Raw genomic sequence first — 23,278 nt, forward strand, 5'->3', positions numbered from 1 at the left:
TATTATGTGGTATTTAATCTGGGTACCTTTATTTCTCTATGCATACAATTCCCGAACGTCTGGTACAAGTCCCTTCGTTACTTTATTCAAATGAATAAGATCCTGCGAATGAGCGAGATAGAACGAGAAAACAGCATCATACTGAGGGAGGCGGACGTAAACTCTTACGGAATATACTCTACCTCTATTTGTCTGAGATTCTCTACTTAACTAAGGTCTCTCAACAAGCTCTAGGAACCCCCTTAACGGGTTCCTTTTGTTTGAATAATAATCAATACCTGGTCTTAGACGGCATGATTCGTTCCAAAGACTGCAACCATGGGGTCCAGCACCCGCCGTGCGGCACCGCAATCGCAACGCGTGCGCCGGGAGAGGCGGGTGGTGGCTGCGTTGCTTCCGCCGGGTAACCCGTTCTATCGCAAATCCCGCAGCAGCCGCAAATTGCCCAGCGTCAGCACGCTTTTCCACGCTTCTTTGGCAATCGGCCATACGTCCTCGTACTGCCCCCAAGCCCACGCCGGCTCCCAGGCTCCCTCCTCCGTCTGCCCCTGGACGATGAACTCCAGATTGGCCGGTAGGATATCCTTGTACCGCTCGTAGTATGGAGATTGCCGTGTTGTCGCCACTTGAACCGGATGTAGCCCGTACCCGCTCCACTGTGACGGATCAACCGTGACACAGCGGCCGATCATCGTGTCGAGCCGGTCCGCGATCCGTGCCCGCTGCTCACCAGTGAGCCGCTCGGACAGGCGCAAGTAGCACAACAGCTCATGAAATTCGTCTAGCGACGATTCCGAGCACAGCTTATGGATGGCAGGCTCGTTCAGCTTGTCCGCCCAGCCTTCCGCCTCCGGCCATTCCCGGAACTGAACAAAGTAGCCCGCGATTTCCGCGCTCGGATTGCCCCAGTACGGATTCGCTTTGCTGTAATTCCACCACGGGGCCCGAGGGGACTGCTCAACCTCCGGCGGCACCTTGTCCCAGCCCGAAATCACAGGGTCATACGTCTGCGTAAAGTAACGCAGCGCTTTTCTTGTCATCTCCCCGCCTGCCTCCCGGGGAAGCAGGGACAGCGTTTGCAGCGCTACGGTTGTGGCCATAGCCGAGGACTCCGCGCAGCGAATATCCGGCTCCAGTCCATGCCCGAAGCCGCCGTCTTCGTTCTGGTAGGGCTCCAACGCCCGGACCACGTCCTCCGCGCGTCCCCCTTCGAACTCATACTCATACATCGCCTTCTCCAGCGGCCGCGCTTTCGTTTGCAGGTAGTGCTTGGCTCGTTCTTCCGCCGCCGCAGCGGCTCCATTGAATTCCATCGCTCACATGCCTCCTAGATGTTCGATTTCCGTATACCAGTGTAACCGGCCTTAGGCAGCTTGTATTGAACAAATCGGACATGTTGGATAGGAACGGAACTCTTGCGTACATGATGGGCGGACCACCTGCTAGGACATCATCAACGAGGAGGGAACCTCGCCGTAAAAGCGCTTGAAGTCGCGAATGAAATGCGCTTGATCGCAGTATCCGTAAGCCCCGGCAATTTCCTGCCAAGAAAGCGCGGGGTGCCTTTCCGCATCGCGCAATATATTTTGAAACCGGACAATACCGCAAAACGTTTTCGGCCCCAGCCCGATCCGGCCGTCGAACAGCCGTTGCAACTGCCTTGCGCTAATATTCCCCGACCGGGCCAACTGCTGGACACTGATCGTCCCCCTGGCTGCAAAAATATGCACCATCGCCTCATGCAGTGCCGGCGGTGCTTCGAATCTGCCGCTATCCGCAGCCGCTAGAAGGCGGAGCAGCGCCGTTTCCACGAGGACGAGCCGTTCCGCGGTTCCTGCGGCAAGCCGCAGCCGTTCCCCGAGCTCCGCCACCGCTTTCCCCCACACGTCCGTCCCCCGAAACAGCGCATTTTTAAACTCGCCGAGCGGCACTCCTATAAAGGGATAGGCCCCGCCCGGAAAAAACCGCACCGCAAACGTTTCCGACGCGCCCTCGCGCTTCGGACCCGGGCTGAAGGGAAGCTCGAACGCTCCGCAATAACGAATAGAAACGTCTCCCCCGCCCTCGGCTTTCCATTCGAAAATCAAGTCCGTACAGCCGTCCGGAACGACGGTGACCGCAGGTTCGCATAGTCCCGTTCCAGCCGCCCGGGAGCTCCAATAGCACGATACATACGCCATAAGTGCGGGACATGGCTTGTATTCCGCGTAATGATCCGGGGTTCGCGTCCCCTGCGTCGGTTCGAACATCAGGTAAGATTCCACATCGTCCGGCTCCTTCCATCTCCGTGCTGATACGAATAGTTTACCACACCGGTCGTCCGGACGCCTTGGCAGCATGTGAACGGCTTCTGTCGGCTTTTGGCGGCAGTTGTCATCTCCCCCGGTTAGGTTTACAATTAAATTTATCACTTGAAGCAACATTCACTTCTTTTCGCCAAAGGAGCCTTAACCGATGGAATATCGTTTTTCCGATACAACCAAAGCTTTCGAATCGTCGGCCGTGCGCGAGATCCTGAAATTGACCCAGGGCCGTTCGATCATTTCGCTCGCCGGCGGCCTGCCGAACGAGCAGTATTTTCCGGTAGAAGCGGTCAACGAAGCGTTCGATCGCGTATTCAAGCAGGGCAAGGGCGTGCTGCAGTACGGCTTGACCGAAGGCTACACGCCGCTGCGCGAGAACATCTCAAAGCATCTGGAACGCAAAGGCATCCGCGCCGGCGTCGACAACATGCTGCTGACGACAGGGTCGCAGCAAGCGATCGACCTGCTCACCCGCGTCTATATCGATCCGGGCGATGTCATTCTTGTTGAGCGGCCGACTTACCTGGCTGCCATTCAAGTATTCCAATCCCGCCAGGCGAAGCTTGTTTCCGTCGACTGCGACGCGGACGGCATGGTTCCCGAGGATCTGGAGCGTAAAATCAAGCAGCACCGTCCGAAGCTCGTTTACGTCATCCCCACCTTCTCCAACCCAACGGGGAAATCGTGGAGCTTGGAACGGCGCCAAAGCACCTTAAACCTGTGTAAAGCCCACGATGTGCTGATTTTGGAAGACGATCCGTACGGCGAGCTGCGCTTCGGCGGCGGCGAGCCGATGCCGTCGATTTTCTCGTTGGAGCAGGAGGCCAATGGCAGTTCGGTTGTCTACACCAGCACGTTCTCCAAAATCGTTGCTCCGGCGCTGCGCACGGGCTGGATCATCGGCGACGAGCAGGTGATCCGTCATATGACCCGCGCCAAACAAGCGGCCGACCTGCACTCCAGCACGATGGACCAGCAGGCGCTGCACCAGCTGTTCGAGCATTTCGATTTGTACGGCCATATCGATCAGATCCGAACGGCATACGAGACGCGGATGCGGCAGATGATCGACCTGATGAAGGCAAAGAACTGGGACGGCGTGCAGTTGATCGAGCCGAAAGGCGGCATGTTCGTCTGGGTGGAAATGCCCGAGCATATCAACACGCAGGAGCTGCTTAAGCTGGCTGTTGAGGAAGGCGTCGCTTTCGTCCCGGGCATCAGCTTCTTCGCGAACGAACCGCAGACGAACACGATGCGGCTGAACTTCACCCATACGGACAGCGAGGACATGGTCCGTGCTTTCGATCGGTTGGACCGTGCCCTGAAGCGCATGTACCAGACTGCGACGCGTTGAGTGAAAGAATAGAAATACCGATAAAAAATATAGGCGATAGCATTCCCAGGTATTCCGGGCTGCTATCGCCTATTTCATTTAAATCAACGTCACATTATCACGGCCGCGGGTCGGACTTTTGCGCTTCTCGATCAAAACGTTGATCGCGTCCACGTACGCACGGGCGCTCGCTTCGAGAATGTCCGTGCTAACCCCGCGCCCAAGCACGGCGTAATCGCCCTGCTTCAGCACTACATGCACCTCGCCAAGCGCATCCTTGCCTTGCGTAACCGATTGGATCGAATAGTCGTCGAGCTCGACTTCTTCCTTGGTCGCCTTGTCGATCGCTTTGTAAATCGCATCGACGGAGCCGTTGCCGACTGCCGCTTCGTCCAGGTGACCGCCATCCAGCAGCTTGATCCGCACGGTTGCGGTCGGGGTGGATTGATTGCCGTACGATACTTGAATCGTCTCCAGCGAGAACACTTCCGGCGTCTCGATCAGCTTCTCTTCAAGCAGTGCGACAATGTCTTCGTCCGTGACGTTCTTCTTCTTGTCGGCCAAGTCTTTGAACTTGGCGAACGCGGCATTCACATGCTCGTCATCGAGGTTGTAGCCGAGGTCGACCAGCTTCTCGCGGAAAGCATGGCGTCCGGAGTGCTTGCCGAGCACCAGCTTGCTTTCCTTGAGCCCAATCGTCTCAGGCGACATAATCTCGTATGTCGTCTTTTCCTTCAGCATGCCATCCTGATGGATACCGGATTCGTGCGCGAACGCATTGGCACCGACAATAGCCTTGTTGCCCGGCACGACCATACCGGTCAGCTTGCTGACCAAGCGGCTCGTACGGGCAATCTCGGACAGCGTGAGCGACGTCTTCGCTTGGAAAAACTCCTGACGCGTTTCAAGCGCCATTGCCACTTCCTCGATCGACGTATTGCCGGCGCGTTCGCCGATGCCGTTGATCGTCCCTTCGATCTGGTCCGCTCCGTTCAGAATCGCCGCCAGCGCATTCGCCGTCGCCATGCCCAAGTCGTCGTGACAGTGCGCGCTGAGCTGAATTTTCTCAATGCCCGGCACGTTCTCTTTCAGCGTCTTGAAAATGTTACCGTATTCATAAGGCGTCATATAGCCGACCGTATCCGGGATGTTCACGACCGTCGCGCCGGCGCGGATCGCCATCTCCGTCACTTCGCACAGAAAATCGAGCTCGGTGCGGCCGGCATCCTCCGGCGAAAACTCGATTTTGCTGAAATACTTCTTCGCGTAACGGATCGCCGCTTCCGCCGTTTCGAGCACCTGATGCTTTTCCATCCGCAGCTTGTGCTGACGGTGAATCGGCGAGGTCGCGAGGAACAAATGCAGACAAGGGTCCTGCGCATCCTTCAGCGCTTCGCGGGCCGCCTCGATATCCTGCTCGCGGGAACGCGACAGGGCGATAACCGAGGCATTCTTTACGGCGCGGGCCACGGCGCTGACACCCGCCAAATCTCCGGGCGAAGCCGCCGGGAAGCCGGCTTCCATCCGGTCGACGCCGAGCTTCTCGAGCTGCAGCGCAATCTCGACTTTTTCCTGCATGTTCAGGTTGACGCCCGGCGACTGCTCGCCGTCACGAAGTGTCGTATCGAAAATATAAATTTTTCTCATGGTCTTGGCCGCGCCTCCTTAGGAAATGATTTGCATTAAAGCAGAAAAAGGTGCGACCCGAAACGGGCAGGCAACGGACCTGCCTACCGTCCATTCCCTGCGCCGCTTTCAAGCCGACCTTATGCCGCTTGTCCGTTATACGTTACTATCGTCTGCCGAATTACTTCTTGATCCAGTGCATCAATTCGCGCAGCTGGGAACCGACTTGCTCGATCGGATGCTCAGCTTCCAGACGGCGGGTAGCTGTCAGGAACGCACGGCCCGATTGGTTCTCCAAAATGAAGTCGCGGGCGAATTTGCCTTGTTGGATGTCGGACAGGACGCGTTTCATTTCTTTCTTCGTTTCTTCCGTAATGATGCGCGGACCTGTGACATAGTCGCCATACTCCGCTGTGTTGGAGATGGAATGTCTCATCGTCGCGAGACCGCCTTCGTACATCAGGTCAACGATCAGCTTCAGCTCGTGCAAGCACTCGAAGTAAGCCATTTCTGGTGCATAGCCTGCTTCCACCAGCGTTTCGAAGCCTGCTTTAACGAGCGCGGAAGCACCGCCGCACAGAACAGCTTGCTCGCCGAACAGGTCGGTTTCGGTTTCTTCGCGGAACGATGTTTCGATAACGCCCGCGCGGGTGCAGCCGATCCCTTTGGCATATGCCAAGCCGATAGCTTTCGCTTGACCGCTTGCATCTTGCTCTACCGCAATCAGGCCGGGAACCCCGAAGCCTTCGACGTAAACGCGGCGAACCATGTGGCCCGGCGATTTCGGAGCGACGAGGAATACGTCTTTGTCCGCAGACGGTTGAATTTGGCCGAAATGAACGTTGAAGCCGTGGGAGAACATGACAGCTGCGCCATGCTTCAGGTTCGGTTCGATTTCGTTTTTGTATACGCTCGCTTGTGTTTCGTCCGGCATCAGAAGCTGTACGACGTCGGCAAGCTTAGTCGCTTCCGCTACGGAGTAAACTTCGAAACCATCGTTTTTCGCTTGCTCGAAGGAACGGCCTTGACGAAGTCCAATGATGACTTTCAAGCCGCTGTCGCGCAGGTTTTGCGCTTGGGCGTGGCCTTGGCTGCCGTAGCCGATGATGGCAATCGTTTTCCCTTTCAATACGTTCAAATCAGCGTCTTTTTCATAGTACATCGTAACTGCCATGGATAATAGCTCCTCCTTTGAATTAAAACCCTGTGAACGGGTGCTCGAACGGACGACGGGGATAGGAAGCTCGGACCGCCGTACCGCATTGGCCCAGTCATCCGCATGAGCCCCCGCTCACAGGATCAACTTGATATTAGGTGCAAAACGAAAAATGAATTATTTAATCATACCGCGAATCATGGCCGTGACGCCGGTACGGGACAGCTCCTTGATGCCGTAAGGCTTGAGCAGCTCGGTCATGGCTTCGATTTTCTCGGAATCCCCAACCACCTGCACGATCAGCGAGCTCGGACCGATATCGACGATAGCTGCGCGGAACGTCTCGACGACGCCGAGAATTTCCGGCCGCATGCTTGGTTCGGCGTTTACTTTGATCAGCGCCAGCTCGCGCGCCACCATCGGATGGGCGCTCAGGTCAACGACTTTGATCACGTCGATCAGCTTATAGAGCTGCTTGGAAACCTGCTCCAGCGTCTTGTCGTCTCCCGTCGTGACGATAACCATGCGGGAGAGCCCTTTTTCCTCAGACTCGCCCACCGTAATGCTCTCGATATTGAAGCCCCGGCGGCCGAACAGGCCGGATACGCGCTGCAGCACACCGGGCTGGTTGTTCACTAGAACGGATATGGTGTGTTTGCGTGTCATTCCGAATCCCCCATTAACATTTGGTCTATCGTCGAGCCCTGCGTTACCATTGGGAACACGTTCTCGTGCTTCCGGACGACGAATTCGACGAGCACGGGACCCGGGGTATCAAGCGCTTCCTGCCAAGCGCGGCGTGCTTCGTCTTTGTTCGTTGCACGAAGACCCTTCACGCCGTAAGCTTCCGCCAGCTTCACGAAATCCGGGCTGCCGGCCAAGTCGATGTGGCTGTACCGGTTGTCGTAAATAATCTCCTGCCACTGGCGCACCATCCCAAGCACCTGGTTGTTGATGACGACGATTTTGACCGGAATTTGGTGAATCGCGCAAACCGCAAGCTCCTGAGAGCACATCTGCATGCCGCCGTCGCCGTTGATCGAGACGACCAACCGGTCCGGGTGCGCCTTCTGCGCGCCGATCGCGGACGGGAATCCGAAGCCCATCGTGCCAAGGCCCCCCGAGGTGATCCAGGAACGCGGATGATTGAATTTGTAATACTGCGCCGCCCACATCTGATGCTGGCCGACGTCCGTTGTGACGATCGCTTCGCCCTTGGTCGTCTCGTGAATCATCTCGATCACGTACTGCGGCTTCAGCTCCGTATCGGAATCTTTGTAGCGCAGCGGGAAATTCCGTTTCGTCTCCTGCACCCATTCGATCCATTTCTCGGATCGGGACGGCTTCGCCTTCAGGTTGGCAAGCTGGAGCACAGCCTTCACGTCGCCGACGACCGGGATGGCCGTCTCGACGATTTTGCCGATTTCCGCCGGGTCCACGTCGATGTGGACGATTTTTTTCGCCTTCGGCGCAAAGCCGTCCACCTTCATCGTGACGCGGTCATCGAACCGGGCGCCGATGCCGATCAACAGATCGCAGTTTTGCAGCGCGTTGTTGGCGGTGTACGTTCCGTGCATCCCCGGCATGCCGAGCCACAGCTCATGCGCACTCGGGAAGCCGCCCAAGCCAAGCAGCGTCGTGGCGACCGGAATCCGCGTTTTATTGACGAACTCAAGCAGCTGCTCCGCTGCGTCGGCATAGACGACGCCGCCGCCTGCAATGATAACCGGACGCTCGCTCTCGGCGATCGCCTCCAGCATCTTGTCGACTTGGAGCTTGTTCGGCTGCACCGTCGGATTGTAGCCGCGGATGTCCACCTTCTCCGGATAGTAGAACGGCGACGTATCGTTCGAGACGTCCTTCGGAATATCGATCAGAACCGGGCCTCTGCGGCCGGTCGAAGCGATATGGAACGCTTCTTTGATAATGCGCGGCAAATCTTTTACGTCGCGCACCAAGTAGCTGTGCTTCGTAATCGGCATCGTGATGCCGGTAATGTCCGCCTCTTGGAAAGCGTCCGTACCGATCACCGATGTCGCGACGTTGCCCGTGATGACTACGAGCGGCACCGAATCCATGTAAGCCGTCGCAATCCCGGTAACGAGGTTCGTTGCTCCAGGACCCGAGGTGGCGATACAGACGCCTACCTTGCCGGTCGAACGGGCGTACCCGTCGGCTGCGTGAATCGCGCCTTGCTCATGCCGCGTCAGCAAATGGTTAAAATCCGGATTGCCGTGCATGGCATCGTAAATATATAAGACCGCTCCGCCGGGATAACCGAAGACGCAATCCACGTCCTCCAGCAGCAGGCTGCGGAGCAGCATTTCCGAACCGGTAATGACGTCCGGTTTCAGCAGCTCTTCGCGAAGCTGTTCCTTTGACTTTTGTGTGGTTTGGACGATCATGAATATTGGCCTCCTCTCAGATAATCCGACAAACGACTAAAAAACCCCTCTCATCCCCAAACGCAGCATGTGCGTCTGACGGGACGAAAGGGGTTAATCTTCCGTGGTACCACCCAGAATTTGTTAGATGCCTCGCGGCAAATAACCTTAGCAGGTAATGCGCGCCGCAGCAATCCTCATCGGCTAGCACGATGACGACCCGCGAATTCGCGTCTCTTACCTTTGGCACGGTAACGTGTGCCAATCCGATTTCCCCTAGTAACATTGTCGCTTTCAAGCGGTAAAGCCTGATGCTATACGACAAGGCTTTCAGGAAAACAGCTCCGAGGTGAGCTCGTACATAAGGGGTTAAGGCATTGGTTTCAGCATCTCCGCTGCTCTCTGAACATAAGAGCCCTTATAACTTCGTCCTCTTCATAGCCGATAGTTCTGATGTGTTTTTTTGTATTATATGCCGAATCGATTCTTTAGTCAAGCATCATTCCCGAGGAAAAAAAGGAAGCGAAACGCCATTGATCCGGGACCTTCCGCTCAAGTCGTAGACGGCGTTTGCGGTTTCTTTACACGAAGTCGGACCTGAGACTCTTTCGGAAAGCGCGCTTGCAAGCGTTCCTACCCCGCGGCTGCCGATTGCCGTCGCATCGAATGAAGATTTTGTGAATGCCCCTCATTGTCTTCACAAACAATTCTTGCCGGCTTGACGGGGCAATAACAAACTTTGGTTATGTTAAAAAGGAGCTCCGCGACAAAGGAACGGAGGACGGCCGACCGAAAATGGGATACACTGAAACTTTTACCAGAAAGAACTCGTCTTCAATCATGCGCCCTTGGGCCAATAATAGCCATGATGGAGAAAAGTTTACCGTATTGGGTCAAAACGGAGAAGCCGTACGCCGAAGATATATAAAGACCGAAAGGGTAAAAAAGAGCGCAACTAAGAAAAGGAGTGATTTCATGCGAGACATGCTGCAATCCGCCGTCCTGTCCATCACCTTGATCTCTGGCGCGCTTGCAACCGCTGCAGCCGCTCCTTTTGCCATAGGTTCCGAACTGATGGCAACCGGCATGGGACAAGTCATAAGCCAAGCTTCCACCGCATCCGGCCCGCTCCTGAGCGGCGAAGCCGTGTCGCCGGCTCCGCCGACGGCCCTCTCCGGCTCTGCTCCGCAAACGAAGCCGCCGCAAGACACGGCCGCCGGGAGCGGTCTGCCCCAAACCGACGGAAATCCGGTGCTGACCTTTCCCGTCATCAGCGACATCCACGTTCAATCGTGGGAGGATGCGTCGCACAAGAAGCTGGTTCGCGTATTGAACGACCTGAACGAAATCAATCCGTCGGCCGACACGCTCGTGATCAACGGGGATTTAACCGAAGGCATGCCCGAGGACTACGCCAAGCTGAAGGAGCTCATGCAAAGCGCGCCGCATCCGGAGAGCGTCTTGTACAATATCGGCAACCACGAGTTTTACAAAGCCTGGTACAGCAGCCGTACCCATTGGAACCCGAACGGCTTTCCGAACGGAGAAACGGAGCAGGCATCGATTTCCCGCTTTCTCGCGTTCTCCGGAGAGAACAAGGTCTACTACGAGAAAAGCATCAAGGGCTACCACTTTATCTTCCTTGGCTCGGAGCAGTACCGGCAATCCGATCAGGCTAATGCGGAGGACGCTTATTTGTCGCCCGAGCAGCTGGAATGGCTGAAGCAGACGCTGAAAAAAGACGCCGGCGCGAACAAGCCGGTCTTCGTCTTCCTGCACCAGCCGCTGCCTGCCACGGTTGCGGGAACGCATTTTTGCTGCACGAACAGCCGGGCCGTCATTCAGCACCAGGAGCTGAAGGCGATCTTGTCGCAGTATCCGCAGGTCATCTATTTCAGCAGTCATTCGCACTGGGAGCTGAATCAGCCGGATACGCTGGTACGGGACGGCTTCACGATGGTCAACACCGCCTCGGTATCCGAAACGTGGACGAGTGACGGCAAAGGCGCGGAAAAGCTGAAGGGCAAGCAAGAAAGCGAAGGGCTGTACGTCGAGGTGTATCCGGACCGGGTTCGGATCAAGGGCAGGGATTTTTACCGGAAGCAGTGGATTCCGGAAGCGCAGTTTACCGTGCCGGCAGGTCAGAAGAAGTAAACGGCAGCCGGCAGGCTATATTTTTTAAGGTCCGGTGAATAAGAACAGCCCGCTCGGCGGCTTCTTATTCACCGGACTTTTTTTCACGAAACGTCCAGTAATAATTAAACAAAAAGTTCGAAAGCGGCACGGCAACGACAACGAGACATTGGCCGACGGCATAGTGCCAGTGCAGCCGATCCACGGCCAAATACATGAGGCCGGTGTTGAGCAGCAGGCCGGTGACGGATACGACCGTATATTTGGCAAGCGGCTTCCAGCCCGATGCGGAAGCCTGAAACGTCCAGCGCCGGTTCAGCGCGTACGATACCAGCAGCACGAGCACGAACCCGAGCGCCGAGGCCGGCACCGGATGCAGCTTCGCCGCTTCGACGAGCACGAACAGCGCAGCAAAATGAAGCGCCGTTCCGAGCAGCCCGACGATGCCGTACCGAAAGAGCAGCCGCAGCGTCATGACACCTCGCCCATCCGTCTTTCTTCGCCGGCCGTTGCGGACGCTTCGCTGAAGATGCGCTGGCTGACCAAGTACCGCGGCCTTCCCTTCACTTCGTTGTAAATCGAGGCGATGTACTCGCCGATGATACCGAGCGAAATCATAATGACGCTGCCGATGACGAGCAGCAGCAGGATGACCGTCGTAAAGCCGGTCACCGCATTGCCGACGATTTTCTGATACAGCGTCTGGACCCCGAGCACGGCGGCGCCGATCAGGAACACGATTCCGAACAGACTGACAAACCGCAGCGGAATGGAAGAAAATGCAACCACGGCGTTCACCGCCAGCTTCATGAGGCCGAGAAAGCTCCATTGGCTGTGACCGTCCGCCCGCTCCGGCACCTCGAACGAAATCTGCGCCCGGTTGAAGCCGAGCCAGGCCGTCATCCCGCGGAAAAACGTGTTCCGCTCCGGCATTTCCCGCCATGCCTGCACGACCTTCCGGTCCAGCAGCTTGAAATCCGACGCGCCGCGCAGATCGAAGCCGGACAGCCGGTTGAGGATGCTGTAGAACAGTGCGGAGCCGACCGCCTTATCCAGCGACTCCTTGCCACGGTCCTGCTTGACGCATTCCACGATTTCCTTGCCTTCCTCGCGCCATAGCCGGACCATCTCGGGCAGCAGCGCCGGCGGATGCTGCAGGTCGGAGTCCATAATAATAACTGCCCGTCCCAACGCATGCTCCAGCCCGGCGCAAAGCGCCAGCTCCTTGCCGAAATTGCGGCTCAGCCGTAGCGCGGTAAGCCGGGGCGAACGCTGCCCGGACAAAATCAGCTGCTCCCATGTGCCGTCCCGCGAACCGTCGTCGATGACGATAATCTCGTAAGATGCCGTCAGGAGCTTCAGTTCCTCTTCAATATGCTGCAGCGAGCGGTAAATATGAATTTCCTCGTTATAAACCGGTATAATGACGGTAATCTCGGGCTCCGCGCGTTCCACGTTTCCCCGCCTCCCTCTTGCTAACGAATGACCTTGTACAATCTCCATTTGCCGCCAAATTCCTTATACAGCTCCGTCCATTCCGTGCCCTTCTCGTAGAAATCTTTGTACGTCCGCTCCTCGGCACTTAGCGCCGAACTCTTGTCCGGCTTCGCCGTAAGAATAAAATCGACGCCCCGGCCGACCGGATCTTTCAGCGAAGGAGTAAATTCGAAATCGCTGGTGATCAAAAATTTGTCTGGATGCCTGCTATTCAGAATGACCGAGTAAGCGGAATACGAATCCATCAAAATGTTGCTGCCGCTCAGCTCCGTATCCAAATAATGGGCAATCTGCTTCTCCACCTGCTGGGAAGCCGCATACTGCGACGCATGCAAAAACTTGTTCTCGTCCGGGGCAATCTGCGGATTCATCCAGGCGTACCCCAGCACGACGCAGGCTCCGAGCATCCCGGCCAGCACGATCCCGTAATTGACGAAGGACCGTTTCACCCGGGCAAGCTCGTACGGCAGCCAAGCCACGGTGATCGGAAACACGTACATGAAGTAACGGAACCAGCCGTAAGACGTTCCTTTCATGAGCATGAGGAACTGCAGCGCGACGATCGAGACGAACAGCAACAGCAGCACAAGCAGGTCCCATAGGAACCAGCGCCGGTTCCAGAGCCGCAGCAGCACGACAGCCGCCAGCGGAAGCGAATAATAGGCCGTTTTCTTGGCCACGAACAGCAGACCGAGCAGCGGATTGCCCATTATGTCCACAAAGGTCTGCTCGGTCGCCAGCCCTTGCGCCTGAGCCACGTTCGAGTACTCGGAACGCAGGAAATAAAGCGCATCTCCCATGATGCTGTAGTTGAACCAAAGCCACAGCAGCCCGGAAAAGACGACCGGCGCCATGACCATCGACCACGTCCCCTCGATATGGAACAGCTTGTGCAGCATTCCGTACTGCCGCTTCGGCGAGTCGACCCGAGGGTCCGTTGGCGGAATCCACAGAACGATCAGGATGATCGCCAGAGCGACCGCCGCTCCCAGGGGCACCGCTTCGTACCGGGTCCAAAAAGCAAGCGCCAGCGCAAAGCTCACTTTGATCAGACTGCCGACGCGACGCCCGTAAATCCAGTGTGTCAGATGAACGACCGCATACATGATGAAAAAAATAAACGGCGCATCGCTAAGTCCGTTCGCGCCGAACAAGAACATGAACGGGTTGCAGCTGAAGCTGAGGCTCAGCAGCACGGCGAAGGTGCGCGACAGCCCGAAATCGACCGCCGCCCGCGCCAGCAGCACCGCCGTCATCCCGGCGAACACGCTGCTCATGAGCACGCCGGCCAGCGCCGATGAAGCGAGCTCCGGCAGCCAATGGTACGGCAGCAGAAACAGCAGCTCGACGAGGCTGGGCAGCGGATTCCACACGAAGCCGATGGCGGCAAGGTGCGGGTCCCGGCTGTAGAGCACGTAGAAGGCGTTAGCCACCCGGCTCATCGCGTCCGAATGCACGTAGCCGATGACGTGGCTGACATAGTAGCCGGCGGCGAATTCCAGCGAGAAAACAAACAAAAACAAGACCCAATAGACGCTTTTCGGCAAGCGGACCTCCATCGTCATCGTCAGCCACCTCCCTGCGACACGCCGCCGCCCGGGGCAGCCGGATGATTTTGCTTCGCGAGACCGTGCGTCGTTTTTTCCCAATAAAACGGCTTCGTGATCAGCTGCCAAGCCGCTTTTACGGCCGCAATGCTCATCAGCACCCAATAGATCGGCGTCAGCAGCGCGTACTTAACGAGCCCGTAGGAGAAGGTGCGGTCTCCGCGCTTCTCAAGATCGTGAATAACCCAGTACACTCCCGCAACGTTACTGAAGACGAACAGGAAATTGCCGATCAAAAACTCCGCCGCCGCCAAATAATAAATCAGGCCGGGGAAAAACTGCGGAATCCATGCCAATTTCCAGCCATACCACAGCACCAGCATAATCCAGTAAAACGGATTAAGCAGCGGCAGCATCGGAGTGGCAAGCACCATCACCTGAAAGCCAAAAAATCCTTTCGGACCGAGCTCGCGCCACAGCCGCACCGGGTTGCGCATATGGACAAGCCATGTCTGCATATAGCCCTTGATCCAGCGGGAACGCTGCCGTATCCAATTGCCGACGCGACTATTGGCTTCCTCCCACGTTCGGGAATCAACAATCGCTGTGCTGTAGCCCGATTTGTAGAGCCGGATGCCGAGGTCCGCGTCCTCCGTCACGTTGTAAGGGTCCCAGGCATTGATCTCTTTGAGCACCGACATTTTAAAATGGTTCGACGTCCCGCCAAGCGGAATCGGAATATTGAGCTGCATAACACCGGGTAGCAGCAGCTCGAACCACATGCTGTATTCGTGCGTAAACCAGCGGGTTAGCAGGTTCTGATCGCTGTTGAAATAATTGAGCTTGGCCTGAATGCATGCCGTATTTTCCGGGCTTCTCATGAAGGCGGCGTGCACCTTTTTGAGCTGGTCCGGATCGGGCCGGTCCTCGGCATCGTAGATGACGACATACTCGCCACGCGCGCGGATCAACCCGTAGTTGCATGCCTTAGGCTTCGTCTTCGGCAAGCTGTGCGGCACGACGATCGTCGTGTAATACGGCGGCAGCTTCATGCCTTGCAAAATCTCCTGCGCCTCGATATCGTCCTGCTCGATCAGGAGCCGCACATCCAGCTTCGCCTTCGGGTAATCGAGCTGCTCGATATTATGCAGCAGGTGCGGGATGACCTCGCTCTCCTTGTACATCGGAACGAGAATCGTATAGACAGGCAGCGTCCGCTCGTCGATGGCGTCGATCTCTTCCTGCTTGAAGCGGATTTGCGCGAAATCGCGGGTTCCGTACATAATGATCATGAATTTGAACAGCGTCATCGCAAAATAAAACAGCTGCACGGCTACGTTGATGACGATCAGCGTATGCAGCCAATCGAGCCCCAAGCTGAGCAGGACAAGGAACGCACAGATGCCGATGACCGTCAGCTGCGGCTTCGTAAAGGTGATGTGCGCGGAATTTTGCGGCTGCTCGTCCGCCAGCTTTTGGGTACTCTCGCGCAGCAGCTCGGACTGGTACGCTTCCTTCCAGAAATATTCCATTTCCTCCCGCGTCGCCAGCACCTGCTGCACCGGCATTCCCAGCATGTTCTCAATCGCAACGACCGCTTCGTCCGTCAGCGGATGGCCGACGGCTACCAGATAGCGGTTCGCGTCTTGATGAATGACGACGGCATCGTACTGCCGGGCCATCGCTTCCGGCAGCTTGTTCACTTCCTCGAACATATATTCCGAGCCGATTCGTCCAAGGTTGTATTGCGTGGCGATATGACGGTACAGCTTCTCCGGCTCAATGAAGCGCATCGACATCAAAATGTCGCCGAGCAGCCCGCCGCTCTTGCGTTGAAACTCAAGCGCCCTGTCCAGCTGATCCTTGGAAATGGCGCCGGTTTCGACCAGCATGTCGCCAAGACGCCCCTTGCTTCCTTGCTGATGCAGAATAGGCGCAATGCGCTCCCGCGGGGTAAAGCCGAGCTCCACCAGAATATCCCCAAGGCGTCCGCCGAATTTCTGCTGCTGCTCCATCGCCGTTTCGAGCTGCTCGGGGGTTACCACCCCCTCGGCCACCAACCGGTCGCCAAGACGCAGCCTGGGCTTGTCCACGGGCTCATCGTCCAGTTTCGGCTCGAAGCCAGGCCGTTCCATTAGCTCCATCTTCACCGCGAGAAGCTGCTGTACCGTACGATCCTTGCTTTCGTTCTGCGCCTTGAGCTGCTGTGCCCGTGCTTGCAGCTCGCCAATCCGCTCCTGCCGCCGGCTGCGCTCCCGGTTCAGCTGTTCTTCCTTCTCCCGGACCTGTGCTTCCAGCTCGTCGATGAACCGGTCGGTCGCGCTCTTGCGGAGCCCAAGCAGCGTGCGCCCGAACGGCTTTCTCTTTAACTGTTTGTTTGAATCCATTGCCTAAGACCCGCTTCCATACGCTCCAATTCGGTCAATCCCTGCTCCAAGGCGGCGATTTCGTCCAATAGCTCCGCTTCCGTCCGTTCATATGCTGCGCTTTCCTCTTGCTGCCGTTCCTCCAAAAGCTTGAGCTCCGCTTCAAGCGAGGAGACATACCGGTGTACCTGATCGGCGTTATAACCGAACAAAGCCTTGTCTACTCTCACGAGTTTCTCCCCTTATGCATGACATTCCGTAATAATCTCGATCAGATCAAGCGGGTCCAGCGCTTTAAGCCTGGCGCTATCTTCCTCCCCGAGCACGACGCTTCTTCCGACGGCTGCCGGCAGCTCCCGGCCGTTTTGGAACAGACGGCACCTGCCGTGCAGGACGGTCCATGAGACGATACGCCGTACATCGGCAGACGGGGCGGTGACGAGCTCCTCTCCCGCTTCCAGATGAATGCGGCGCGTCGTTACCGAGGTCCCGTCCGGGAAGGCGGAGCTGTCCACCGTTCGCTCGGAGGACGCCTTCTTGTCGCCGGTCCTCTCCCGCCCCATGCGATCGAGCGCTTCTTTCAACCGGGAACTGCTTTCCCTATGCGTCACCAAAATGCCTTCGGAGCTTGCCGCGACGACGACATCGGACAAACCAAGCACGATCGCCGGCACCTCAAGTTCGTTCACTACGTGAACGTTGTTACATTCCTCTCCGATGTATCCGGGACCGACCAGCGGCCGATTCATTTCCTCCGTCAGCGCGCACCACGTGCCGAGGTCCTTCCACGGTCCTTCGTATGTAAGCGCCACAATCCGCTCCTCCCGTTCCACGACGGCATAATCGAAGCTTCGGCTCTCGATCCGATCATACGCCAGCAGCAGCTCCTCATACGCTTCCGGAAGCCCCATGGCATTCAGCCGGTCCAATAAATATCCCGCGCGGAAACAAAACACGCCGCAGTTCCAAAGCGCGCCTTGTTCGATATAACGAACGGCATCCGCCTTCGAAGGCTTCTCGTGAAAAGCGCGGATCGTTAACGCAGCATCAGCTCCGCCGTCCCCCTCCGGGACCATATATCCGTATTTCTGCGACGGAAAATCAGGCCGGACACCCATCAAAGCCAGGTTTGCTCCGGAGCTTATCAACGTCTCGGGCAGCTGCAGCAGCCTGTCGTAGAACGAATCCTCCGTCCGTCCGTCCACAGGCATAACGATGATCGGCTCATCACGGGATACGCCGCGATGCGAGCACAGGTAAGCGACCGAAAGCAGGATCGCCGCAAACGTATCGCGCTTCTCCGGCTCCAGCACCAGATCCGCTTCGTATCCGAGCTGCTCCAGAATCGCCTCCCGTTGGTGGCCCGAAGTGGCAATAACGGCCGATTGGTCAAGCCCCTTGCCTCCCAGCCTTCCCCATACCTGCTGCAGCATCGAGACCGGGCGCCCCGCTTCGTCATAAAACAACCGTATAAATTGTTTGGAGCGCCGCTCCGTCGACAGCGGCCACAGCCTCGTTCCCGAACCTCCGGACAGCAAAATAATGTTCATCCGTTCACCCGTTTTCCGTGCGAAACAATTCGTTTCGTGTTTTATGAATACTAGTATAATAGCATAATCGTTTTAAAATTTTATTTAGCAAATATTAGCGGGAAGTCAAAATTTGATAAAAATTCGGCCAAGTTGTTAGCCTTGCGTTAATATTAAACAAACACCCCTTGCAAGGATACGGTTGTACGCATCGCTGCAAGGGGTGTATTGGACAGGCCCGGTTGAAAACCGTGCCTTATGCATTCACTTTTTGCTTGGCAGTTTCTGCCAAAGAGTTGAACGCATTGATATCGTTAACGGCGAGATCCGCCAACATTTTGCGGTTTACTTCTACGCCAGCCAGTTTCAGGCCGTGCATCAGCTTGCTGTAGGACAAGCCGTTTTGACGCGCTGCCGCATTGATCCGCACGATCCACAGTTTGCGGAAATCGCGTTTTTTCTGACGGCGGTCGCGGTATGCGTAAAACAAGGATTTCATCACTTGCTCTTTTGCCGTTTTAAACAGTCTATGTTTCGAGCCAAAGTAACCTTTAGCAAGTTTCAATATTTTTTTACGACGACGTGTACGGATAAATCCGCCTTTCACTCTTGCCATGACAATCTACCTCCAGAAATGTTGTAAGTATGCGAATTCGAGACGAACGGGATTACTTAATGTTAGCGAGCTGCTGCTTCAGGCGTCTTACATCGCCCGGATGCATAACCGGATTCGTGCCCAGAACGCGTTTTTGACGAGCGGATTTGCCGGACAGCAGGTGGTTTTTATACGCTTTGTAGCGTTTTACTTTGCCGGTACCTGTAATTTTAAAGCGGTCTTTCAAGCTGCTGTGGGTTTTCATTTTTGGCATGGGGTGTTCCTCCTTAAAGAATGAGATTTTACTGTTGCTGCTTCGGCGCCAAGATCATGATCATGCTCCGGCCTTCCAGCTTCGGCCTGCGCTCAATGATGCACAGCTCTTCCACTTCGGCTGCCATGCGCTCCAGAACGCGTTGACCGATATCGGCATGAGCGATCTCGCGGCCGCGAAAACGGACGGACAGCTTCACTTTATCGGCATCGTTCAGGAATTTCACAACGTTGCGCAGTTTCGTTTGGAAATCGTGCTCGTCAATCGTCGCGCTCAGACGAATTTCTTTCAGCTCGACGATCTTTTGATTCTTACGGGCTTCTTTCTCTTTCTTCTGCGTTTCGTAGCGGAATTTACCGTAGTCCATGATCCGGCAAACCGGCGGTTTCGCCGTAGGCGCCACGTTCACCAAGTCCAGATTCTGATCTTGCGCAATTTGCAGCGCTTCGCGAATCGGCTTGATACCGAGCTGTTCTCCGTTCGCATCAATCAAACGAACTTCTCTCGCCCGAATTTCATCGTTAATCATGTGCTCTGTACTGATAACCTGCCACCTCCAAAAGATTTTGCAAAAAAAATACGTGGGCGTTAAACGCCCACGTTTGGTTTTAGGTCCAATGGTGACTGGTCCGTTCGAAAACGGATCAATCAAACAAAGTCACTCTCAGTCATAACCAGCCAACCAAGGTCGGGCAGGTGAGAAGCGGGCGCTTCTTCTTTCGCACTAAAATAATATACCATTGTCATTGACTATAGTCAACAGTGCAATCTGATTTTTTATGCGGCTTGCGCTAGCTGGCCTGCTTGCTCTGCATATCCTCGAGCCGGATGACGCGAGTATGCTCGGTATGGCTCCATTGCTTGTTGTTTTGCGTGAAGAACGCGTAAAACGTGATCGGCCACCAGGACAGCAGGAAGAGCGGGAACGTAATCAAGTACTTATACGATTTCCAAGGCGCTTTCTCCAAAATCAGCGCGATCACAAACTGGGCGTAGGTTAACACCGAGAATATCGCGAAGAAGCCCGGCGCAATCTGGAACAAGGAACTAAAGTTCGGAACGCCCGGAAGCGTCATATCGATCCACAGCACGACGGTAACGATCGAACCGATGAACAGGTTGTAAACGTTGAGCGCATAAACGGCCGTATCGATCTTCGCCCAGTTGCCTTCTTTGATCCCTTTCCAGAACAGCGGGAAGAAGTAACGTCTGGCTACGTTGAAATGGCCTTGCATCCAGCGGAGCCGCTGGCGTGCCGAAGCTTTGAACGTGAGCGGCTTTTCGTCGTACACCCTCGCGTAATAGTTGAACGTCGGGTTGACGCCGCGCATCACGCAGCGCATCGTAAACTCCAGGTCCTCGACGAGGCTTGTCGCCCCCCAGCCGATTTCCTTCAGCAGGTTCGATTCGAAGCACATTCCCGTGCCGCCCAAATAGTTAGCCAGACCAAGGTTGGTCCGCGGCAGCTGCCAAAGACGGTTACAGTACCAGTAGGTTACCGCGTAAGCGGCGGTAATCCAGGAATCGTGCGGATTCTTCGTATCCAGATAAGCCTGAATAACCTTGGAACCGTTGCACAAGTCGTTGTTCATATGCTTCAGGTAATCCGTGCTGACAAGGTTGTCGGCGTCGAACATGACGACGGCATCGTACTCGCGCGGCATTTTCCACAGCTCTTTGAGCATCCACTCGATCGCGTAGCCTTTGCCTCTCAGCTTCGGATTGTTGCGTTCGCAGGCGTGCACGCCCATGTCGCGGACGATTTGCGCCGTATTGTCAGTGCAGTTATCGCAAATCACGAATATGTCATATAGTTCTTTCGGATAGTCCAGATTCTTCAAGTTCTCGATAAGCGCCCCGACAACCTGCTCCTCATTGTGAGCCGCTACAAGAACGGCAAACGTTTTTTGAGGCGCATGATCGATTTGATTTTTGCGGCGGTACCAACCGAAAAACGTCAGAACCAGCTGGTAGGCTCCAATCATAGCCAAAACAATCTGGAGGCCTAACAGAATACTGTCCAGCATGAAACATCCCCCTTTTTTTGTATGTACCCCTTATGTCTGTTTCTCTTAGCGCCTTCAAAAATTTTTTCGATGGTGTGGATTAGATTACGAGGGTCGCCGAATATGATTTTCCTCTCTTTGGTCCGATTTGTCAAAACCGCCAAGTCGCTTCCTGCGGCCGGATCTTTGTTTTTCCGGGAAATACGGCAGGAATTCCGGCAAGACTCTTTGCTATCCATCTTTTTACGTCTTATTTTCATCGATTTTCAAACTTTTTATAAGCGCCAACTGGAAAAAACTTTCTGAAATCACAAACGGAAAAGCGGTCATTTGGAAAAGACGGCCTCCTTCTTCCGCATTGTCCCAGCTTCGCGCACGACTTGGCCATAGCTTTGGTACAGCCCATGGAAAATCGCATCCCAAGACTGCTGCAAGCTGTGAGCCCGTCCGGCTTGACCGAGTCTTGCGCCCAGCCCGCGGTCCTCATACAACCGGAGCATCGCTTCGGCGAAATCCGACACGTTCCCCGGTCTGCAGAGCAGCCCGGTTTCCTCGTGCACGATCGATTCTCCGACGCCACCGGCATCCGCGCCGACAACCGGCGTCCCGCAAGCCATCGCTTCGAGCACGACATTGCCGAACGTTTCCGTCGCCGACGGAAACACAAAAGCGTCCGCAGCGGCATATAAGTCGCTCAGTTCTTTTCCTTGCCGGAAGCCCGTAAAAGTCACGTCTTCCTTGTCCGCAAGCAGCTCCTGCATGGGCCGCAGCAGAGGCCCGTCCCCGGTCACGATCAAGTGCGACCTGCTGCGCACCTCGCCCGGAAGCGAATCGAATGCGCGAAGAAGAACATCGACGCTTTTCTCCGGAGCCAACCTCCCGACATATAATATAACGAATGTGGACGGGGAAAGGTTGCAATTCCGCAGTACTTCTTCCCGATTGACAAACGGGTGAAACCGATTTACTTCCACGCCGCGGGACCAAATTTCCAGCGATTTCAATCCTTTTTCCTGCAAATGCCGGAGTGTCGAACGGGAAGGAACATAAATTTTGCGGCAATCCTGGTGAAACCACAGCATGTATTTCCAGAGCAGCGGCTCCATCCATTGCAGCTTGTAGTAAGCAAGATATTGATCGAAGTGGGTATGGTACGAGGCGACGACCGGCACCTCATGGCGCTTGGCATACTGAAGCCCGATCCATCCCAAGTTAAACGGCGTGGCTACATGAATCAGGTCGGGAGCGAACGCCTTCAGCGATTTGGCCAGGTTGACAGGATTAGGGATAGCCATACGGCACTCCGGATACAATAAAAAGGGGATGCTGTGAAATCTTTCTATCATCCACTGATCGGATTCGGCTGCCGATTGACTATGCGGCGCAAACACTTTGCAAGCCACTTCGTGCGCTTCAAGAAACTTAACCCACCTACCGAGCGTCTTCGCTACCCCGTTCACGTCCGGTACGAACGTATCCGTAAATAGGGCTACTTTCATGTTTAACCTCCTCCAAGTTTTGTGAAACAACAACTATGAAAAAGTTGATGGAAAACAAAACTGCATCGGAAGCATCGGCTTAAGTTTTGTGAAACAACAACTATAAAAAGTTGGTGGAAACAAAACTGCATCGGAAGCATCGGCCTGTACAAGCGCACAAAACAGGCCCTTTTTGAAACCAAACCGATACCGGAAGCGTTAAACTGTATAAAAACAAAGCTTTTTTCAGAGCCTAGAATGCAACTTTCGATTTGGCACATTTTCAAAAATTATTTTCATCGTTGAAGGGGAAGCCGAACGGTCGTCGTCAAAAATGATTGTAACGAGGCAATGTTAGCGCAGCGTCAATGGAAGATTAAATTTACCTTTTATATTGTTTTTATATTCCTATAACATTTGCCCCCTACACTTATATATGAGCTGGCCAGACAGCTTATCTCACACTGCAAGGAGGCGTTGTTCCCTTGAGCCGTGTCGTTTCGTGGCTGCAAAAGCATGAGCACCGGATGTTTTTCTTCGTGAATCAACGTATTCAGCACTCGGCGCTGGATTACTTTTTTAATGCGATCACCCATTTGGGGGGCGCTACGGCTATGATTATCATTGCGCTCTGCGTCGCTCTGTTTACGGAGGGAGTATGGAGAATAGCCGGCATCGAGAGCTGTATCGCTCTGGCGGTCAGCCATGTGCCCGTCGCTATCTTTAAGAAGAAATATCCGCGGCTTCGGCCCTATCTCGTGCTGAAGGGCACGCACACATGCAAAAAACCGTTAACGGACCATTCGTTCCCGTCCGGCCATACGACGGCCGTATTCTCCGTAACCGTGCCGCTCATGCTCGTTCATTCGTGGATCGCTATTATTTTGCTTCCTCTTGCATCTCTCGTCGGTCTGTCGCGTATATATCTAGGACTCCACTACCCGTCCGACTGTTTGGCCGGGCTGCTGATCGGAACTGTAACGGCCCTGTCGGCCGTTGCAATTTTAGGCTAAAAGCATTAATGTTAATTTTGTGTAAATTCCATTTGGTA

20 protein-coding genes are annotated in these 23,278 nt (G+C 55.3%); 3 read left to right on the top strand and 17 right to left on the bottom strand.

Translation table 11 applies throughout. From position 1 onward, the window contains the following. Positions 1-413 precede the first annotated feature (413 nt). Complete coding sequence (locus ET33_RS35205; RefSeq protein ID WP_036693772.1) at positions 414-1,313, bottom strand: hypothetical protein; 900 nt, start codon at positions 1,311-1,313, stop codon at positions 414-416. Between the two features lie 129 nt (positions 1,314-1,442). After that, positions 1,443-2,264 carry an AraC family transcriptional regulator gene (locus tag ET33_RS35210; RefSeq protein ID WP_036693774.1) on the bottom strand — a complete coding sequence of 274 codons (822 nt, stop codon included), beginning with the start codon at positions 2,262-2,264 and terminating at the stop codon, positions 1,443-1,445. Positions 2,265-2,454: 190 nt separating this feature from the next. Here ET33_RS35210 and ET33_RS35215 point away from each other — a divergent pair, with 190 nt between their 5' ends. Further along, complete coding sequence (locus tag ET33_RS35215) at positions 2,455-3,657, top strand: aminotransferase-like domain-containing protein (RefSeq protein ID WP_036693776.1); 1,203 nt, start codon at positions 2,455-2,457, stop codon at positions 3,655-3,657. A gap of 78 nt (positions 3,658-3,735) precedes the next feature. Here the strand turns inward: ET33_RS35215 and ET33_RS35220 are convergent, their stop codons facing one another. The 4 genes from ET33_RS35220 to ilvB form a co-directional block, all read right to left on the bottom strand. Continuing rightward, on the bottom strand, positions 3,736-5,283 hold the full coding sequence (locus tag ET33_RS35220) for a 2-isopropylmalate synthase (protein WP_036693778.1): 1,548 nt from the start codon (positions 5,281-5,283) through the stop codon (positions 3,736-3,738). Positions 5,284-5,443: 160 nt separating this feature from the next. Further along, positions 5,444-6,436, bottom strand: a complete 993-nt coding sequence (gene ilvC / locus ET33_RS35225) for a ketol-acid reductoisomerase (protein WP_036693780.1) — start codon at positions 6,434-6,436, stop codon at positions 5,444-5,446. Positions 6,437-6,595: 159 nt separating this feature from the next. Beyond that, positions 6,596-7,084 (bottom strand): acetolactate synthase small subunit, encoded by a 489-nt coding sequence (gene ilvN / locus ET33_RS35230; RefSeq protein WP_036693781.1) that lies wholly within the window; start codon positions 7,082-7,084, stop codon positions 6,596-6,598. Then, complete coding sequence (ilvB, locus tag ET33_RS35235) at positions 7,081-8,823, bottom strand: biosynthetic-type acetolactate synthase large subunit (RefSeq protein ID WP_036693783.1); 1,743 nt, start codon at positions 8,821-8,823, stop codon at positions 7,081-7,083. Before ilvB ends, ilvN begins: the two co-directional genes overlap by 4 nt. Before the next feature lie 954 nt (positions 8,824-9,777). Between ilvB and ET33_RS35240 the strand changes: the two genes are divergently transcribed. Further along, positions 9,778-10,956 carry a metallophosphoesterase family protein gene (locus ET33_RS35240; protein ID WP_036693786.1) on the top strand — a complete coding sequence of 393 codons (1,179 nt, stop codon included), beginning with the start codon at positions 9,778-9,780 and terminating at the stop codon, positions 10,954-10,956. Between the two features lie 64 nt (positions 10,957-11,020). On the opposite strand, the gene ET33_RS35245 is transcribed toward ET33_RS35240, so the two are convergent. The 11 genes from ET33_RS35245 to ET33_RS35300 form a co-directional block, all read right to left on the bottom strand. Beyond that, positions 11,021-11,410 carry a GtrA family protein gene (locus tag ET33_RS35245; RefSeq protein WP_036693788.1) on the bottom strand — a complete coding sequence of 130 codons (390 nt, stop codon included), beginning with the start codon at positions 11,408-11,410 and terminating at the stop codon, positions 11,021-11,023. Beyond that, the gene (locus ET33_RS35250) at positions 11,407-12,390 is read right to left on the bottom strand and encodes a glycosyltransferase family 2 protein (protein ID WP_036693790.1); all 984 of its coding nucleotides are present in this window, start codon (positions 12,388-12,390) and stop codon (positions 11,407-11,409) included. Before ET33_RS35250 ends, ET33_RS35245 begins: the two co-directional genes overlap by 4 nt. A 20-nt stretch (positions 12,391-12,410) precedes the next feature. After that, positions 12,411-13,991 carry an ArnT family glycosyltransferase gene (locus ET33_RS35255; protein ID WP_036693855.1) on the bottom strand — a complete coding sequence of 527 codons (1,581 nt, stop codon included), beginning with the start codon at positions 13,989-13,991 and terminating at the stop codon, positions 12,411-12,413. Positions 13,992-13,999: 8 nt separating this feature from the next. Further along, positions 14,000-16,366 (bottom strand): glycosyltransferase family 2 protein, encoded by a 2,367-nt coding sequence (locus ET33_RS35260; protein ID WP_063761709.1) that lies wholly within the window; start codon positions 16,364-16,366, stop codon positions 14,000-14,002. Beyond that, positions 16,345-16,575 carry a hypothetical protein gene (locus ET33_RS35265; protein ID WP_036693792.1) on the bottom strand — a complete coding sequence of 77 codons (231 nt, stop codon included), beginning with the start codon at positions 16,573-16,575 and terminating at the stop codon, positions 16,345-16,347. Before ET33_RS35265 ends, ET33_RS35260 begins: the two co-directional genes overlap by 22 nt. A 12-nt stretch (positions 16,576-16,587) precedes the next feature. Continuing rightward, positions 16,588-17,895, bottom strand: coding sequence for a sugar phosphate nucleotidyltransferase (locus ET33_RS35270; RefSeq protein ID WP_036693860.1), 1,308 nt, complete (start codon positions 17,893-17,895; stop codon positions 16,588-16,590). A gap of 235 nt (positions 17,896-18,130) precedes the next feature. After that, on the bottom strand, positions 18,131-18,490 hold the full coding sequence (gene rplT / locus ET33_RS35275) for a 50S ribosomal protein L20 (protein WP_036693795.1): 360 nt from the start codon (positions 18,488-18,490) through the stop codon (positions 18,131-18,133). A gap of 52 nt (positions 18,491-18,542) precedes the next feature. Continuing rightward, on the bottom strand, positions 18,543-18,743 hold the full coding sequence (gene rpmI / locus ET33_RS35280; RefSeq protein WP_025849277.1) for a 50S ribosomal protein L35: 201 nt from the start codon (positions 18,741-18,743) through the stop codon (positions 18,543-18,545). A gap of 28 nt (positions 18,744-18,771) precedes the next feature. Then, positions 18,772-19,272, bottom strand: coding sequence for a translation initiation factor IF-3 (gene infC / locus ET33_RS35285; protein ID WP_036693798.1), 501 nt, complete (start codon positions 19,270-19,272; stop codon positions 18,772-18,774). A gap of 262 nt (positions 19,273-19,534) precedes the next feature. Next, entirely contained in the window at positions 19,535-20,770 is a 1,236-nt protein-coding gene (locus ET33_RS35290; RefSeq protein ID WP_036693801.1) for a glycosyltransferase family 2 protein, read from the bottom strand. A gap of 305 nt (positions 20,771-21,075) precedes the next feature. Next, entirely contained in the window at positions 21,076-22,248 is a 1,173-nt protein-coding gene (locus ET33_RS35300; protein ID WP_036693806.1) for a glycosyltransferase family 4 protein, read from the bottom strand. Between the two features lie 464 nt (positions 22,249-22,712). Here ET33_RS35300 and ET33_RS35305 point away from each other — a divergent pair, with 464 nt between their 5' ends. Further along, positions 22,713-23,240, top strand: coding sequence for a phosphatase PAP2 family protein (locus ET33_RS35305; RefSeq protein WP_036693809.1), 528 nt, complete (start codon positions 22,713-22,715; stop codon positions 23,238-23,240). The last annotated feature ends 38 nt before the right edge of the window (positions 23,241-23,278 follow it).

The sequence above is a fragment of the Paenibacillus tyrphae genome (genome assembly GCF_000722545.1).
Taxonomy (GTDB): domain Bacteria; phylum Bacillota; class Bacilli; order Paenibacillales; family NBRC-103111; genus Paenibacillus_G; species Paenibacillus_G tyrfis.

Excerpts from the sequence above, each read along its gene's own strand:
- ET33_RS35205 (WP_036693772.1), bottom strand. The coding sequence starts at position 1,313 with ATGGAATTCAATGGAGCCGCTGCGGCGGCGGAAGAACGAGCCAAGCAC.
- ET33_RS35215 (WP_036693776.1), top strand. The coding sequence starts at position 2,455 with ATGGAATATCGTTTTTCCGATACAACCAAAGCTTTCGAATCGTCGGCC.
- ET33_RS35220 (WP_036693778.1), bottom strand. The coding sequence starts at position 5,283 with ATGAGAAAAATTTATATTTTCGATACGACACTTCGTGACGGCGAGCAG.
- ilvC (WP_036693780.1), bottom strand. The coding sequence starts at position 6,436 with ATGGCAGTTACGATGTACTATGAAAAAGACGCTGATTTGAACGTATTG.
- ilvN (WP_036693781.1), bottom strand. The coding sequence starts at position 7,084 with ATGACACGCAAACACACCATATCCGTTCTAGTGAACAACCAGCCCGGT.
- ilvB (WP_036693783.1), bottom strand. The coding sequence starts at position 8,823 with ATGATCGTCCAAACCACACAAAAGTCAAAGGAACAGCTTCGCGAAGAG.
- ET33_RS35240 (WP_036693786.1), top strand. The coding sequence starts at position 9,778 with ATGCGAGACATGCTGCAATCCGCCGTCCTGTCCATCACCTTGATCTCT.
- ET33_RS35245 (WP_036693788.1), bottom strand. The coding sequence starts at position 11,410 with ATGACGCTGCGGCTGCTCTTTCGGTACGGCATCGTCGGGCTGCTCGGA.
- ET33_RS35255 (WP_036693855.1), bottom strand. The coding sequence starts at position 13,991 with ATGGAGGTCCGCTTGCCGAAAAGCGTCTATTGGGTCTTGTTTTTGTTT.
- ET33_RS35260 (WP_063761709.1), bottom strand. The coding sequence starts at position 16,366 with ATGGATTCAAACAAACAGTTAAAGAGAAAGCCGTTCGGGCGCACGCTG.
- ET33_RS35270 (WP_036693860.1), bottom strand. The coding sequence starts at position 17,895 with ATGAACATTATTTTGCTGTCCGGAGGTTCGGGAACGAGGCTGTGGCCG.
- rplT (WP_036693795.1), bottom strand. The coding sequence starts at position 18,490 with ATGGCAAGAGTGAAAGGCGGATTTATCCGTACACGTCGTCGTAAAAAA.
- rpmI (WP_025849277.1), bottom strand. The coding sequence starts at position 18,743 with ATGCCAAAAATGAAAACCCACAGCAGCTTGAAAGACCGCTTTAAAATT.
- infC (WP_036693798.1), bottom strand. The coding sequence starts at position 19,272 with ATGATTAACGATGAAATTCGGGCGAGAGAAGTTCGTTTGATTGATGCG.
- ET33_RS35290 (WP_036693801.1), bottom strand. The coding sequence starts at position 20,770 with ATGCTGGACAGTATTCTGTTAGGCCTCCAGATTGTTTTGGCTATGATT.
- ET33_RS35300 (WP_036693806.1), bottom strand. The coding sequence starts at position 22,248 with ATGAAAGTAGCCCTATTTACGGATACGTTCGTACCGGACGTGAACGGG.